Source organism: Herbaspirillum huttiense, from assembly GCF_047300815.1.
Taxonomy (GTDB): domain Bacteria; phylum Pseudomonadota; class Gammaproteobacteria; order Burkholderiales; family Burkholderiaceae_D; genus Herbaspirillum; species Herbaspirillum huttiense_A.
Map to the genome: position 1 here is coordinate 2,666,013 of NZ_CP178608.1, position 15,432 is coordinate 2,681,444.

Below are 15,432 nucleotides of genomic sequence, written 5' to 3' on the forward strand. Positions count from 1 at the left end.
AGCTTCATGCCGCAGCATGGCGGCATGAAGCTTCACCCAAATTTGCGCTTTACTGGAACGTGCTGGCCATCTTCGCCGGCAGCGGCACATTGAGCCATTTCTGCACGATGGCATTGAGTTCGCCGCTCTTCTTGGCCGCTGTCAGCACCTCGTTGACCTTGCCCAGCAAGGCCGCCTCGCCCTTGTTCAAGCCTACATTGCAGGCCGATTCCTGGATGATGTACTTGAGCACCGGCTTGTTGTTGGGCGCCTTCTCCGCCAGGGCATAGGCCACGAAGTCGCCCGTACCCACCAGCTGTACCTGGCCCGAGACATAGGCAGAGATCATGGCGTTGTTGTCCTCGTAGCGCTTGATGGTGGCGCTCTTGGGCGCCGTGTCGGTCAGCTGCAGGTCCTGGAAGGTACCGCGCGCCACGCCCACGGTCTTGCCGGCCAGGTCCGCAGGGCCGCTCACCGCAACACTGGCCACACCGAACACGCTGTTGTTGTAGGGCGCATAGGGCTGGGAAAAATCGATCACCTTCTCGCGCTCGGCGTTCTTGCCCAGGGTGGAGATGACCAGGTCAGCCTTGTGGGTCTGCAGGTAGGCGATACGGTTGGCGCTGGCTACCGGCACCAGTTGCACCTTGATGCCCATTTTCTGGGCGATCAGCTTGGCGACATCAATGTCCAGCCCCTGCAATTGCAGGTCCGTATTGACTGAGCCGAAGGGCGCGAAGTCCTGCGGTACGCCGATGCGCACCACGCCGGCCTTCTGGATGTCGGCCAGCGCATCGGCCTGTGCCGGCGCGTTGGCCAGCACGCCCAGGCCGAGTGCAATCGAAAGGGCCAGCAGGCGGTGTTTGCATGTCATTGTCTTGGTCTCCTCGTATGAATATCAGCGCGCCGATGATACCCCTTATTGCATGGGGATTCAGCCCGGCAGCGGCAAGACACAATCCTCGGCCGCCAGATAGATGCGTTGCCCCGGCAAGGCGTCGACACGATAGCCGCCCGTGAACGCGCCAAACGCCGGCAGCATGGCCCAGCGCCCATCCACCACGAAGCAGGGCAGCCGCAAGCTGTCGCCCGCCGAGGACAGGCGATACACCGGATGCACATGGCCGACGATGGCAAAGGCACCCTCCACCGTCTGCGGATGATGGCAAAAGGCCAGCGGGCCGACCCGCCAGGGTTCATCGACCAGCTCCATGCCCAGTGCTTCAGGCGGATCCCCCGCATGATGGTCGTGATTGCCGCGCACCAGCGTGAGCGTCAGTCCCGCGTTGCGGCCACGCCATTGCGCCAGTGCCGCGAGCGTTCCCGCTGCACGCCCCGCGCGGGCATGGAGGAAATCCCCGAGGAAGACGATATGACGCACCGCATGCTGCTGTACCAGCGCATCAATGGCCTCCAGGTTGGCTTGCGTCGTGCCGTGCGGTACAGGGATGCCGCCGGCCCGAAAGGCCGCAGCCTTGCCGAAATGTACATCGGCCAGGATCAGCATGGCACGCTCGCGCCACAGCAGCGCGCGTTCGGGCAGCATGGTCAGGATGGCGCCATCGGCGTCGAAGCTGGGGTAGTGCATCATGCGGCAGTCTTGGGCTTGGCCTTGCGCCGGGTGGCGTGCTTGGGTTGTTCACGAGAGGCGGTCTTGTCGGCGGCACCTTCCAGTTCGCGCAGCATGCGTGCGACGCGGTCCGCCAGTTTCTCGGTCGAGAGTTTCTCACGGAAGCGTTCCACCATCAGCGGCAGGGCGAACGGAGTAGGGCGCTCTAGTTGCGCCAGCGTCAGGGTGCGCGCGCGCAGCTCGGCCAGGGTGCTTCGCAGGCGCTCCAGCTCCAACTCCTGTTCAAGAACTTCACGCTGGGCTTGCGTCAACAGCAGGTTGCCGGCGTCATGCTTGCGGAAGACTTCGAAGAACAGCGCCGAGGAAGCCTGCAATTGGCGCGCGCTCTTGTGCTGCCCCGGATAGCCCTGGCTCACCAGTCCGGCAATCCGGGCGATCTCGCGAAAGCGCCGCTGCGACAGCTCAGTGGCGTTCAGGCTGGAGAGGACATCTTCCAGCAGCTGGTCTTCGCTGAAGAGCGCCTGGGCCTGTTGCGGCCCCAGGCGGCTCATCTCCACTTCCTCCGCCGCCAGCAATTCGAAACCATAGTCGTTGACGGCAATCGAGAAGGTTGCCGCGCGCGTGCTGGCCAGGCGCCAGGCCAGCAGCGAGGCCAGCCCCATGTGCACCAGGCGGCCGGCGAAGGGGTAGAAGAAAAGATGATGGCCCTCGCGGCTCTTGAGGGCTTCCACTACCAGTCGCTCACCGGTTGGCAGCGCCGACCAGGCGTGCTGCAAGGCCAGCAACGGCTGCACGGCCTGCATCTCGGGCCCGTCGAAACGCTGCTGCTCGGCTTGTTGCAGCCGGTCCAGCACGGCGTGCGCCAGGGTCGAAGACAAGGGCATGCGGCCGCCTTGCCAGCGCGGGACGGCACCGCTGCCAGCCGTGCTGCGGCGGACCCAGGCCGTCATCTCATGCACCCGGACGAATTCCAGCACGCGGCCCCCGAAAAGAAAACGGTCACCCGGACGCAGTCGTGCGATGAAGCCTTCTTCAATCGTGCCGATACGTCCTCCCTTCATGTACTGCACGTGCAGGCTGGCATCGGCAACGATGGTGCCGATGTTCATCCGGTGCCGACGCGCAATGGCTGGGACGTCCACCCGGTAGACGCCGTCCTCGCCTTGGGTGATGCGATGGTATTCGGGATAGGCCGTCAGGCTCTGGCCCCCGCGTACCACGAAGTCCAGCGCCCATTGCCACTGGTCCAGGCGCAAGTCCCGGTAGGACCAGGCCTGCCTGACCTCCTCATACAAGGCGTCGGCCTGGAAGCCGCCTCCTAGTGCGATGGTCACCAGATGCTGGACCAGTACATCCAGGGGCGTCTCCGGCACCGGCCGCTGCTCCACGCGCCCGGCTGCTACCGCATCCTGCGCAGCGATGGCCTCCACCAGTTCCAGGCTGTTGGTCGGCACCAGCGTGGCGCGCGAACTGCGGCCGGGCGAGTGGCCGGAGCGACCGGCGCGTTGCAGCAGGCGGGCCACGCCGCGCGGGCTGCCGATCTGCAGTACGCGTTCCACCGGTGTGAAGTCCACGCCCAGGTCCAGGCTGGAGGTGCAGACCACGGCCTTCAAACGTCCATCGCGCAAGCCGTGTTCGACCCAGTCGCGCGCTTCACGGTCCAGCGAACCATGGTGTAACGCGATGATGCCGGCCCAGTCCGGGCGGGCATCCAGCAGGTTCTGGTACCAGAGTTCAGCCTGTGAGCGCGTGTTGGTGAAGACCAGCGTACTGCCGCTGGCCTCGATCTCGGCCACTACCGCCGGCAGCATCTGCATGCCCAGGTGGCCGGCCCAGGCAAAGCGGGCCGGTTGCGGCGGCAGGAGGGTGTCGATGAGGATGCGCTTGCGCTGTTCGCCGCGCACCAGCACGCCCTGTCCGGCGGCGGCCGGGCCCAGCAGGGCCTGCAGCGATTGCTCCAGGTTGCCCAGGGTGGCCGACAGCCCCCAGACCACCATCCCCGGCCGCCAGCGCCGCAGCCGCGCCAGCGCCAGTTGCACCTGAACGCCGCGCTTGTTGCCCATCAGTTCGTGCCATTCATCCACGATCACGGCATCGAGCCTGGCAAAACGCTGTTGGGCATCGGCTTGCGAGAGCAGCAGGGAAAGGCTTTCCGGGGTGGTCACCAAGGCCTGGGGCAAGGATTTCATCTGGCGCGCACGTTCGCCGGAAGCCGTGTCGCAGGTGCGCATGCCGGCCTGCCACTGCGGCAGCAGATCGGCCAGCGGCGCTTGCAGGGCGCGCAAGGTGTCGGCGGCCAGGGCGCGCATCGGGGTGATCCAGAGTACGCGCAGGCCGCCAGGGTTGGCGGGCAGCTCAGGCTGGCCCAGCCGGGGTTCGGCATGGAGCAGGGCACCGAACCAGACGGCATAGGTCTTGCCCGAGCCGGTGCCGGAATGCAGCAAGCCGCTCTTGCCCTGCACGGCCGCCTGCCACACCGCGCGCTGGAAATCGAAGACCTCCCAGCCGCGCCGGGCAAACCAGTCCTCTGCCTGGGCCAGGGCGACCTCTTGGGTGGAGCGGGCTTTAGTCGTCTTGCGTGGCACGGTGCAGTTCTTTCTGATCAGTGTCGGCCGGCTGGCTGGCCGAAGGCCCCAGCAGGGCGCGCAGGTTGGCCAGGGTATCGGCTTGCTCGACGGTCTTGTCCAGGCGCTGGCGCAGGATGCGCGGGAAACGCACCGCGATGCCCGCCTTGTGACGCGAGGACAGCGCGATGCCCTCGAAACCGATCTCGAAGACCATGCTCGGCTTGACGCTGCGCACCGGGCCGAATTTCTCGATGGTGCTCTTGCGGATAGCCTGGTCCACTACGGCAATCTCGGCATCGGTGAGGCCCGAATAGGCCTTGGCGAAAGGGACCAGCGAGCGTTGGCCGTTCTCGTCCGGGGCATTCCAGACGGCGAAGGTGTAATCGGTGTAGAGCGAGGCGCGCCGGCCGTGTCCGGCCTGGGCGTAAATCAGCACGGCATCGATGGAGTAGGGATCGACCTTCCACTTCCACCAGGTGCCCACGTTGCGGGTACGGCCGATGCCGTAGTGCGCCTGCCTTTGCTTGAGCATCATGCCTTCGACGCCGCGCTCGCGTGAGGTGGCGCGCAATTGCGCCAATGCATCCCAGTCGGCCGCTGCAACCTGCGGCGCCAGCATCAGGGCCGGTACCGCATGGGCTTGCACCAGGGCTTCCAGACGGGCGCGGCGTTCGTGCTGGGGCAGGGTGCGCAGGTCCTGGCCATCTTGTTCCAGCAGATCATAGGCAATCAGGCCGGCCGGGAGATCGGCCAGCAGGCGTGCCGTGAGCGTCTTGCGGCCGATACGCTTCTGCAGCTCGGCGAAGGGCGCCACGCGGTCGGCCTGGGGGCCGGAATCCGGCAGGCGGATCACGATCTCGCCATCGATGACGGTGCCGTCCGGCAGGGCCAGCGCGGCCAGTTCGGGAAAACGGTCCGTGATCAATTCTTCTCCGCGAGACCACAGCCAGTTGCTGCCATGGCGGCGTACCAGCTGGGCGCGGATGCCGTCGTATTTCCATTCCACTTGCCAGTCCGTGAGCGGGCCCAGTGCCTGCGGCGACTCCAGCAGGGGATGCGCAAGGAAGAAGGGGTAGGGCTGGCCGCCCTGTAATTGCGCATCCTGGCCCTCGGCCGCCGCAATCAGTTGCGCATAGCGCTGGGCGTCGGGCCGGGCACGGCCATCGGTCCAGCCCACCATGCGCTGCGCCACCAGCTTGGGATCCAGCTGCGCGACGGCGGCCAGGGCGCGTGTGACCAGCAGGCGCGACACGCCCACCCGGAAACCGCCGCCGATCAGTTTGGAGAGCAGGAAGCGCCCCTGCCAGTCCAGCTCGTCCCAGGCTGCAAACAGCGCGGCGCGGATGACCGCAGGATCGGCGCCGCGCAAGGGCGCGATGCGCTCTTCCATCCAGCGCGCAAGCCCGAGGTCGCTGCTGCCCTTGGGCGGCGGCAGTACGTGCGCGATGGTCTCGGCCAAATCGCCTACGCTGTGATAGCACTCCTCGAACAGCCATTCGTCGATCTGCGCATAGTCCATGGCGCATTGCTTGAGCAAGCCAGTGGGGACTGCCTGGCGCGGTTTGCCACCGGCCAGGAAATAGACCGCCCAAGCCGCATCGGCGGCGTCGGCGCGGGCGAAGTAGTCCTGCAGCGCAGCCAGCTTGCGGGTGGTGGAGGTGGTGGCGTCGAGCTCGGTGTAGAGACGGGAAAATTCACGCATGGCCGGCTTCCTGCTCCTTCGGGGCCGCGCCCGGGCTGGGGCTGTCGTCCGTTTCTTCATCTCCGTATTCGGTGGAGAAAGCCCCGGCATCCAGTCCGTTCTGCCGCAGCCAGCGCACCATGGTGGCGACTTGGCCGTGGGTGACGATGACGCGTTGAGCCCCGGTCGACTGGATGGCTTCGTGCAGGGCCGGCCAGTCCGCATGGTCGGAGAGGATGAAACCACGGTCCACGCCGCGCCGGCGGCGCGTGCCGCGCAGTCGCATCCAGCCGCTGGCGAAGGCATCGCTGTAGTCGCCGAAGCGGCGTATCCAGGGTGAGCCGGCAGCAGATGGCGGCGCGATCACCAGGCTGCCAGCATAAGCTGCAGCCTTGCCGCGTTTGCCGGCTTCTGCTTCGCCGACGGTGAGCGTTTCCGGCAAGGCGATGCCGGCTTCCCGATAAAGGCGATTGAGGGGTTCCACCGCACCATGGCAGACGATGGGGCCGATGCTGGCATCGATGCCGTGCAGGATGCGCTGCGCCTTGCCGAAGGAATAGCAAAACAGCACGCTGGCGCGTCCTTCTGCGGCGTTACCACGCCACCATTGGTTGATCTCCTCGAAGATTTCCCGTTGCGGCTGCCAGCGGTAGATCGGCATGCCGAAGGTGGATTCCGTGATGAAGGCATGGCAGCGCACCGGCTCGAAAGGAGCACAGGTGCCGTCAGGCTCCAGCTTGTAATCGCCCGAGGCGACCCAGATGCGGCCCTCATGTTCCATCCGCAATTGCGCCGAACCCAGCACGTGGCCGGCAGGATGCAGGGACAGTTGCACACCGTTGTGACTGATGCGCTCACCATACGGCAGGGCTTGCAGGTTGATCTCGGCACCCAGGCGCGCCCGCAGGATCCCCGCGCCCGGTGCGGCCGCCAGATAGTGGCCATGGCCCACGCGGGCGTGGTCGGCGTGGGCGTGCGTGATGACCGCCCGTGCTACCGGGCGCCAGGGATCGATGTAGAAATCACCAGGCACGCAATACAAACCTTCCTTGCGTACCACGACCATGTCTTCCATGCGGCTAGGGTCCTTGCTCTGCGTTGAAAAATCGTGCGGCTCCGTTGTGCCGCGTCCGGCCGGCTTTGTCCATGCCTGGCGCCTTCTTGTCGCGGCTTTGCAGCGAGTTATATGAAGCTTTGTGCAAAGTGGGCAAGCTCTGCGACACGCTCTCAGCTTAGCGGCAAGCCCATGCGCCGGCTGTCGGAGCATGACTTGCCTTTCTGTCAGCAAGCAAGCCGGACTGCCCTGCAAAACTTGATTTCCGTTTGCATTGCCGCAACGCACAACCCCTATTATTTGGGTATGCTAGACATCAACTCAAATTGGCATCTCGCCAGGCATCAACTTCAAAAGAATCACACGAATCCTCATGTCTCATTACGTCGATCCCAAGGTTTTCCGTGAATTGCAGGACTCCGAAGTCCTGCCTGCTCCGTCGGGCGTGCGCCTGAAGATCATGCAGATGTGCCAGCAGGAAGACATCGCGCTGCCGGAACTGGTGGCGCAGGTCCAGGGCGACCCTGTGCTGGCGGGGCGGCTGATCCAGATCGCCAACATCCCCAACATCAACAAGGGCCGCATGGTGGCCGCTGTCAATGTCGAGCTGCTGCTGATGGTGGGCTTGCACGCGGTGCGCCAGATGGCGCTGGCGATCTCGCTGACCGAATCGGCGCGGCGCGGGGATTGCACGGAGTTCGATTACGACCTCTTCTGGAGCCGTTCGACCGCCATGGCCTGTGCCGGCCAGGCGCTGGGCGACCTTTTGCAGGTGGCCCCGCCTGCAGAAATGTTCACCATCGGCCTGCTGGCCGATATCGGCCGCCTGGGTCTGGCTTCGGCGCGTCCCAAGCGTTATGGCGAGCTGCTGCGCACGGGTGCGCAGGGCACCCAGCTGCGTCAGGAAGAAAAGGACATTTTCGGCTTCAACCATCTGGAGCTAGCCGCGGCGATGATGCAGGATTGGCACTTCCCCAAGCTCTTCTGTGAAACCGTGCTCTATCACCATGACGCCGACAACACCGGCATGGATGAGCAAGACCGCCAGCAGCGCCTGATCCGCCTGCTGGAACTGGCGGCCTGCGTGGCCGACGTCTGTGTGGCCAGCGATGCCGAACGGGCCGCCTTGCTGCCGCGCCTGTTGGCACTGGGCGAACGCTTCGAGCTGCCGCTCTCCAGCCTGGAATACCTGTGCGGCCGCGTTTCCTGGGATTGGAGTGACTGGGGCGCCTTGCTCAAGGTGCCCACCCGCGTGTTGCGCGAGATCGGTCCGGAACTGGCTGCCGCAGCCGAACAGCCGCAGTGAGCCGCCTGCAGGAATCGTCAGATTTAGTCAGCAAAAATCGAAGTTTTTTGTTGCTGTTTTGTCAGACGCCGATGTTACTATCCCCCTCGCTCTGGAAGTGAAGCGCCTCTGTTGACCGTCAGGACCGCCGCAGCAATCCCCTGTGGCCCTCGTTGCCTCGTCATCAACAGACCCTGCCCGGACTTCCCTTCCAGCGGCGAGCAAGGCTCGATGAACCCAGCCAGATTGATGTTCCTTCCGTAAAAGCCACGGCATTTACCGCAGCCACCAACGAGGACATATTCATCAAATGGGCCTTGCCTGCACCTCTGCTATGCGCAATGCAAGGCACGCATGTTTGCTAATGTGTCCCGGCATGGCAGCGGCGCGCTTTCCCTTAGGTTCGCTCCGACCACATCGCTGTATCCGTCGCCTGCGACGTGCTCTGTCACGCCCGTGGCAGGCGGGGGTGTGTCATCGTGGCGGCCGGGCAAATGCCGTACCGATCAAAAAACACAAGAAAGTGGGGTCATTCCATGAATAACAAAACCATCAAATTGTCCTGCCTGGGCGCGCTGCTGCTGGCGGCCAGCCATTCTGCCTTTGCCGCCCACCCGCTGGTGACCGATGACGCGGGCGTGCAGGGAGCCGGCGGCATCCAGCTCGAAATGAACACCGACTGGAGCAAGCAGAGCGGCAACGCCGGCCATGTGGGTGCATTTACGTTCACCTATGGCGTGACCGACAAGCTGGACCTGTTCTTCAACCTGCCGCAGACTTTCCAGTCGCCGACCGGCACTGGCGTGGGCGACGTCTCGGTGGGCGCGAAGTGGCGCTACTACGAAGCCGATGGCCTCGCACTGGCGTTGAAGCCAGAATTCTTCATGCCCAGCGGCGACGAGGAGAAGGGTCTGGGGACCGGCAAGAACGGCATGGGCCTGACCGGCATCGCCTCTTATGAGACCGGTCCCTGGACCTTGCACGGCAACCTGGGTCTGCGTTACAGCCGTTTCAAGCTGGAGAGTGACCAGCAAGGCCAGCGCAAGACCCTGTGGCGCGCCTCCGCAGCGGTCTGGTATGGAATCAATGAACAATGGCGCCTGGTGGCCGATACCGGCGTGGCCCAGAATCCGGATGCCAGCAGCAAGAAGCTGCCGTCGTATGCTTTGGTCGGCGCCATCTGGTCGCCCAACAAGACGGTGGATATCGATGCCGGTGCCAAATTCGGCCTGAACAAGGCCGAGGTGACGCGCCAGTTCGGTGTCGGGGTGACCTTGCACTTCTGATGAGGGTGCAGGCAGGTAGCGCACAAAGCTTCATCTCTGTGCGCTGCAACATGTAATGCGCTGGAAAGCCGCGCCAAATCTGCTATCGTTGACCTTGGCGCTAGGCCACGACTAAGGAGACGACATATGGATCTGGTGGAAAAATTCGATGCCAAGGGCAAGACCGGCGCACCTTACCACGTAGAGGTGTACCAGACGCAGCAGGACGAGGCCGATGAAGCGGCCCAGGCCTTCAGCCGCAGCTACAAGCTGGCCGATGGTCGCGCGCTGGATCCCCTGACCAACGAGAAATTCAGGATCGTCCAGACCGGGGAGAAGATCTACCGCGTTTGAGTCCACCCTGGACCCGCAAGCCGATCAAGCCGGCACCGCAAGGTGGCCGGCTTTTTCATGTTAACCGCTACCGGCCGCAGCCTCGGCTCAGAACGCATCCCCCGGCACCCGCACCCAACCCTCCATCAACACCCGCGCGCTGCGGCTCATGATGGCCTTGGTGACGACCCACTGGCCGCCTTCCAGCTTGGCTTGTGCACCGACACGCAAAGTGCCGGACGGATGGCCGAAGCGCACGCTGTTGCGCTCACCGCCGCCGGCAGCCAGGTTCACGAGCGTTCCGGGAATGGCCGCCGCCGTGCCGATGGCCACGGCGGCCGTGCCCATCATGGCGTGGTGCAGCTTGCCCATGGACATGGCGCGCACCAGTACGTCGGTATCCTCTACGGTGACGGCCTTGCCGCTGGAAGCGACATATTCCTTGGGCGGCGCGACAAAGGCCACCTTGGGAGTGTGCTGCCGGGTCGCGGCTTCTTCCACCTTGCTGATCAATCCCATGCGGATCGCCCCATGGGCGCGGATGGTCTCGAAGCGGGCCAGCGCGGCGGGATCGCTGTTGATGGCGTCCTGCAGTTCGGTGCCGGTGTAGCCGATCTCGTCGGCATTGAGGAAGATGGTCGGGATGCCGGCATTGATCATGGTGGCCTGGAAGCTGCCTACGCCAGGCACTTCCAGCGTATCGACCACGTTCCCCGTGGGGAACATGGCGCCTCCTGCGCCTTCTTCCTCGGCCGCCGGGTCCATGAATTCCAGCTGGACTTCAGCCGCGGGGAAGGTCACGCCATCGAGTTCAAAGTCGCCGGTTTCCTGCACCTGTCCGCCGCGAATGGGGACATGGGCCACGATGGTCTTGCCGATGTTGGCCTGCCAGATGGTGATGACGGCCACGCCATCCTGCGGCACTTTGGACGGGTCCACCAGTCCGGCCGAAATCGCGAAAGGACCGACCGCTGCGGACAGGTTGCCGCAATTGCCGCTCCAGTCCACGAAATCCTTGTCGATGGAGACCTGGCCGAACAGATAGTCGACATCATGGCCGGGCCGCTCGCTGCGCGAAATGATGACCGTCTTGCTGGTGCTGGAGGTGGCGCCGCCCATGCCGTCGATCTGCTTGCCATAGGGATCGGGACTGCCAATCACCCGCTGCAGCAGCTTGTCGCGTGCACGGCCCGGGACGCGGGCGGCTTCGGGCAGGTCGTCCAGCTTGAAGAAGACGCCCTTGCTGGTGCCGCCACGCAGGTAGGTGGCGGCAATGCGGATCTGGGGGACTTGGCTCATGCTTGTTCCTTGGTGTTCTGGCCGGCGTTGGCGGAGGCTTCCAGGAAATCCTGGGCGAAGCGCTGCAGCACGCCGCCAGCTTCATAGATCGAGACTTCTTCGGCGGTATCGAGGCGGCAGGTCACCGGCACTTCCACACGCTCGCCATTCTTGCGGTGGATCACCAGCGTCAGGTCGGCGCGCGGACGGCGCTGGCCGATGACGTCATAGGTTTCGGTGCCGTCGATGGCGTAGGTATTGCGGTTTTCTCCGGCCTTGAATTCCAGCGGCAGCACGCCCATGCCGATCAGGTTGGTACGGTGGATGCGCTCGAAGCCTTCGGCCACAATGGCTTCCACACCCGCCAGGCGCACGCCCTTGGCGGCCCAGTCGCGCGAGGAGCCCTGGCCGTAATCAGCCCCGGCGATGATGATCAGCGGCTGCTTGCGCTCCATGTAGGTTTCGATGGTTTCCCACATCCGCATCACTTTGCCTTCCGGTTCCAGGCGCGCCAGTGAACCTTGCTGCACGCTGCCGTCGGCCTTCCTGACCATTTCGTTGAACAGTTTGGGATTGGCGAAGGTAGCGCGCTGCGCGGTCAGGTGATCGCCGCGATGGGTCGCGTAGGAATTGAAGTCTTCTTCCGGCAAGCCCATCTTGGCCAGGTATTCGCCGGCGGCGCTGTCGAGCAGGATGGCGTTGGACGGCGAGAGGTGGTCGGTGGTGATGTTGTCGCCCAGCACGGCCAGCGGACGCATGCCCGAGAGCGTGCGCTCACCGGCCAGCGCGCCTTCCCAGTAGGGCGGACGGCGGATATAGGTACTCTGGGCACGCCAGTCGTACAGCGGGCTGACCGACTGGCTGCGATCCACGCGGGCGGAGAACATCGGGGTGTAGACATTGCGGAACTGCTGCGGCTTGACTGCGCTGGCCACCACGGCATCGATTTCCTCGTCGCTGGGCCAGATGTCCTTGAGGCGGATTTCCTTGCCTTCGGCAGTCACGCCCAGCACGTCCTGTTCAATGTCGAAGCGAATGGTCCCGGCGATGGCATAGGCCACCACCAGCGGTGGCGAGGCCAGGAAAGCCTGCTTGGCATACGGATGGATGCGGCCATCGAAGTTGCGGTTGCCGGACAGCACGGCAGTGCTGTAGAGGTCGCGGTCGATGATTTCCTGCTGGATCTTGGGATCCAGCGCTCCGGACATGCCGTTGCAGGTCGTGCAGGCAAAGGCGACGATGCCAAAGCCCAGCTTTTCCAGGTCAGCGGTCAGGCCCGCTTCTTCCAGATACAGTTCCACTGCCTTTGAGCCAGGTGCCAGCGAACTCTTCACCCAAGGCTTGCGGGCCAGGCCCAGGCGATTGGCATTGCGCGCCAGCAGGGCGGCCGCGATCACGTTGCGCGGGTTGCTGGTGTTGGTGCAGCTGGTGATGGCGGCGATGATGACGGCGCCATCGGGCATCTTGCCCGGTTCGTTCTCGACCTTGCCGGCGATGCCTTGGGCGGCCAGTTCGGACACCGGCAGGCGCTTGTGCGGATTGCTGGGGCCGGCCAGGGTGCGTACCACGGTGGAGAGGTCGAAGCGCAGCACGCGTTCGTATTCGGCCTTGGCCAGCGTGTCGGACCAGAGACCGGCTTCCTTGGCATAGGTTTCCACGAGCTTGACCTGTTCGTCTTCACGTCCGGTCAGCTTCAGGTAGTCGATGGTCTGTTGATCGATGGAGAACATGGCGGCCGTCGCGCCATATTCCGGGGCCATGTTGGAGATGGTGGCGCGGTCCCCCAGCGTCAGGCTGGCTGCGCCATCGCCATAGAATTCCAGATAGGCACCCACCACCTTCTGCTTGCGCAGGAATTCGGTCAGCGAAAGCACGATGTCGGTGGCGGTGATGCCCGGCTGGCGGCGCCCGGTCAGTTCCACGCCGATGATGTCGGGCAGGCGCATCCAGGAGGCGCGGCCCAGCATGACGTTTTCCGCTTCCAGGCCGCCCACGCCGATGGCGATCACGCCCAATGCGTCCACGTGCGGGGTGTGGCTGTCGGTGCCGACCAGGGTGTCAGGGAAGGCCACGCCGTCCTTGGCGTGGATCACCGGCGACATCTTCTCCAGGTTGATCTGGTGCATGATGCCGTTGCCGGGCGGGATCACGTCCACGTTCTCGAAGGCCAGCTTGGTCCAGTCGATGAAGTGGAAGCGGTCTTCATTGCGGCGGTCTTCGATGGCGCGATTCTTTTCGAAGGCCTGCGGATCGTCGCCGCCACATTCCACTGCCAGCGAGTGGTCCACGATCAGTTGCACCGGCACCACCGGGTTGACCTTGGCCGGATCGCCACCCATGTCGGCAATCGCATCGCGCAAGCCGGCCAGGTCCACCAGTGCGGTCTGGCCCAGGATGTCGTGACACACCACGCGCGCCGGGAACCACGGGAAATCCAGTTCGCGCTTGCGTTCGATCAGCTGGCGCAGCGAATCGGTGAGGCTCGCCGGATCACAGCGGCGCACCAGGTTTTCTGCCAGTACGCGGGAAGTGTAGGGCAGGGTTTCCCATGCACCAGGACGGATCGCTTCCACGGCGGCGCGGGCATCGAAGTAATCCAGTCGGGTGCCGGGCAGTTGCTTGCGGTATTGGGTATTCATGGCGGTTGGCTCGTGTCTCGTTGATGGAATGGTTGTTGTATGAAGCAATACGTTCAGGCCTGATCGCGCTGCTGGCCGGCGCTGCCGGGCCCTGTCTGGGCGATCTGGTGTTCGATGTTGCGGCGGGAGGCGCCGATGTGGCGCCGCATGAGCAGGTCGGCCAGTTCGCCGTCGCCATCGGCCAGGGCATCGAGGATGCGGTGGTGTTCGGCAAAGGCCTGGCGCGGTCGGTTGGGGGCGGCGGAATACTGGATGCGGTACATGCGCGCCAGCTGGTACAACTCGCCGCAGAGAATGCGCGTGAGGATCTGGTTGCCGCTGGCCTGGATGATCTTGTAATGGAAGTCGTAATCGCCTTCCTGCTGGTAATAGCCGCGTCCGGCCTGGAAGGCTTCGTCCTTCTCGTGGGTGTCCAGCACCCGGCGCAGTTCGTCCAGCTCGGCGCGGCTCATGCGCTGGGCAGCCAGGCGGCAGGCCATGCCTTCCAATGATTCCCGGATCTGGAACAGTTCCACCAGGCCTTCCAGGGTCAGTGACACCACCCGCGCACCGACGTGCGGGACGCGCACCAGCAGGTTCTGGCCTTCGAGGCGGTGGATGGCCTCGCGCAAGGGGCCACGGCTGATGCCATAGGTGCGCGCCAGTTCCGGTTCTGAAATCTTGCTGCCGGGGGCGATTTCGCCCTGCACGATGGCGCTCTGGATCTTGCGAAAAACATGTTCCGAGAGCGTTTCTCCATCACGTTCGGCACCAGGCAGTGCAATCAGCTCGCTCATGGGTTTTTTACCGTGTCGACAATCTATTGGATTTGATGCGTTTCATCATAGCACTTTGCCCGAAAAAGGGAAGAAGTGTCGACACTAGAATATTTTCGGCACTACCCAGTAAAAAAATAGCATGAGGCAATTTTCGTTACAGGTGAGAAAATTCAGCCGCCCGCTGGGAATATATGAAAAAGCAGCTCAAAATTTTTCTATTTATTTCCCCATATACGGGAATCGTTCGCCCAAAGTGAGAATTTAACCTTATATTGCCGTCATGGACTCACCACAAACCTCTACCATCGTTGATCGCGTTCTCCACGTACTCGCCGGCGTGGCTCGTGCCGGCAAGCCCGTCAGTGCCAAGCAGATTGCTGCGATGGTGCAACAACCGGTCAGTACCGTTTATCGCCACCTGGCATCCCTCAAGAAGTGGGGACTGTTGCAGGAGCACATGAATTCCGGCACGTTCGAGCCGGGTCCGACTGGTGTGCAGCTGGCGTGGGGGTTCGACCAGAATTCCAACCTCATCAGCCAGAGCCGTGAGGAAATCATTTCACTGGTCCAACGCAGCGGTGAGAGCGTGGGCTTGCTGGTGCCGATCAATGGGCAAATGGTTTGTATCGCCATGGAAGAAAGCGACCAGCCGCTGCGCTGTTCCTTTACCAAGGGCCGGGCACATCCCTTGCTTAAGGGTGCATCGGCCAAGAGCCTGCTGGCCTTCATGCCACGCAAGCTCCAGCAAAAACTGCTGGCCGACCAACTGGGCGACAAGCCCGAGGAAGCCGCCGCGCTGGAAGCGCAGCTCGATGAGATTCGCCGTCGCGGCTATTCCATCAGCGAGAGCGAAGTGGACCTGGGCGTGTGGGGCGTCTCGGTACCCATCATGACCTCCAACGGCCGCCTCGAAGGCACCATCACCTTGATGGCACCGGCCCTGCGCGTGGGCAACCGCGAACAGGAACTGGTCCGCATGACGGTGGAATCGGCCCAGCGTATTTGTAATCGTTTTTAAGCCAG

12 protein-coding genes are annotated in these 15,432 nt (G+C 63.8%); 4 read left to right on the top strand and 8 right to left on the bottom strand.

Features of this window, described 5'->3' with window-relative positions; all coding sequences use genetic code 11:
* Positions 1-49: 49 nt before the first annotated feature.
* Genes ACLRDN_RS12405 through ACLRDN_RS12425 form a run of 5 tightly spaced genes read right to left on the bottom strand, consistent with a single transcriptional unit; the run spans position 50 to position 6,872 of the window.
* Positions 50-853, bottom strand: coding sequence for a transporter substrate-binding domain-containing protein (locus ACLRDN_RS12405; RefSeq protein WP_413460271.1), 804 nt, complete (start codon positions 851-853; stop codon positions 50-52).
* 60 nt (positions 854-913) lie between these two features.
* A complete protein-coding gene (gene pdeM, locus ACLRDN_RS12410) occupies positions 914-1,570 on the bottom strand; it encodes a ligase-associated DNA damage response endonuclease PdeM (RefSeq protein WP_413460272.1) in 657 nt (218 codons plus the stop codon).
* Positions 1,567-4,134, bottom strand: coding sequence for a ligase-associated DNA damage response DEXH box helicase (locus tag ACLRDN_RS12415; RefSeq protein ID WP_413460273.1), 2,568 nt, complete (start codon positions 4,132-4,134; stop codon positions 1,567-1,569). The genes pdeM and ACLRDN_RS12415 overlap by 4 nt, the downstream gene beginning before the upstream one ends.
* Positions 4,115-5,818 carry an ATP-dependent DNA ligase gene (locus tag ACLRDN_RS12420; RefSeq protein WP_413460274.1) on the bottom strand — a complete coding sequence of 568 codons (1,704 nt, stop codon included), beginning with the start codon at positions 5,816-5,818 and terminating at the stop codon, positions 4,115-4,117. The genes ACLRDN_RS12415 and ACLRDN_RS12420 overlap by 20 nt, the downstream gene beginning before the upstream one ends.
* On the bottom strand, positions 5,811-6,872 hold the full coding sequence (locus ACLRDN_RS12425; protein ID WP_413460275.1) for a ligase-associated DNA damage response exonuclease: 1,062 nt from the start codon (positions 6,870-6,872) through the stop codon (positions 5,811-5,813). Before ACLRDN_RS12425 ends, ACLRDN_RS12420 begins: the two co-directional genes overlap by 8 nt.
* 352 nt (positions 6,873-7,224) lie before the next feature.
* Here ACLRDN_RS12425 and ACLRDN_RS12430 point away from each other — a divergent pair, with 352 nt between their 5' ends.
* The 3 genes from ACLRDN_RS12430 (at position 7,225) to ACLRDN_RS12440 (ending at position 9,755) form a co-directional block, all read left to right on the top strand.
* Positions 7,225-8,157 carry an HDOD domain-containing protein gene (locus ACLRDN_RS12430; RefSeq protein WP_413460276.1) on the top strand — a complete coding sequence of 311 codons (933 nt, stop codon included), beginning with the start codon at positions 7,225-7,227 and terminating at the stop codon, positions 8,155-8,157.
* Between the two features lie 515 nt (positions 8,158-8,672).
* Positions 8,673-9,422 carry a transporter gene (locus tag ACLRDN_RS12435; RefSeq protein WP_413460277.1) on the top strand — a complete coding sequence of 250 codons (750 nt, stop codon included), beginning with the start codon at positions 8,673-8,675 and terminating at the stop codon, positions 9,420-9,422.
* A 126-nt stretch (positions 9,423-9,548) separates the two neighbouring features.
* Positions 9,549-9,755 carry a hypothetical protein gene (locus ACLRDN_RS12440; RefSeq protein WP_034334193.1) on the top strand — a complete coding sequence of 69 codons (207 nt, stop codon included), beginning with the start codon at positions 9,549-9,551 and terminating at the stop codon, positions 9,753-9,755.
* 87 nt (positions 9,756-9,842) lie between these two features.
* Here the strand turns inward: ACLRDN_RS12440 and prpF are convergent, their stop codons facing one another.
* From prpF to ACLRDN_RS12455, 3 genes are read right to left on the bottom strand one after another with little or no spacing between them, the layout of a single operon-like run.
* Positions 9,843-11,033, bottom strand: coding sequence for a 2-methylaconitate cis-trans isomerase PrpF (gene prpF, locus ACLRDN_RS12445; RefSeq protein WP_413460278.1), 1,191 nt, complete (start codon positions 11,031-11,033; stop codon positions 9,843-9,845).
* The gene (acnD, locus tag ACLRDN_RS12450) at positions 11,030-13,651 is read right to left on the bottom strand and encodes a Fe/S-dependent 2-methylisocitrate dehydratase AcnD (protein WP_413460279.1); all 2,622 of its coding nucleotides are present in this window, start codon (positions 13,649-13,651) and stop codon (positions 11,030-11,032) included. Before acnD ends, prpF begins: the two co-directional genes overlap by 4 nt.
* 53 nt (positions 13,652-13,704) lie before the next feature.
* The gene (locus tag ACLRDN_RS12455) at positions 13,705-14,427 is read right to left on the bottom strand and encodes a GntR family transcriptional regulator (RefSeq protein ID WP_413460280.1); all 723 of its coding nucleotides are present in this window, start codon (positions 14,425-14,427) and stop codon (positions 13,705-13,707) included.
* A 262-nt stretch (positions 14,428-14,689) separates the two neighbouring features.
* On the opposite strand from ACLRDN_RS12455, the gene ACLRDN_RS12460 reads away from it, so the two are divergent.
* On the top strand, positions 14,690-15,427 hold the full coding sequence (locus tag ACLRDN_RS12460; protein WP_088753952.1) for an IclR family transcriptional regulator: 738 nt from the start codon (positions 14,690-14,692) through the stop codon (positions 15,425-15,427).
* Positions 15,428-15,432: the final 5 nt, after the last annotated feature.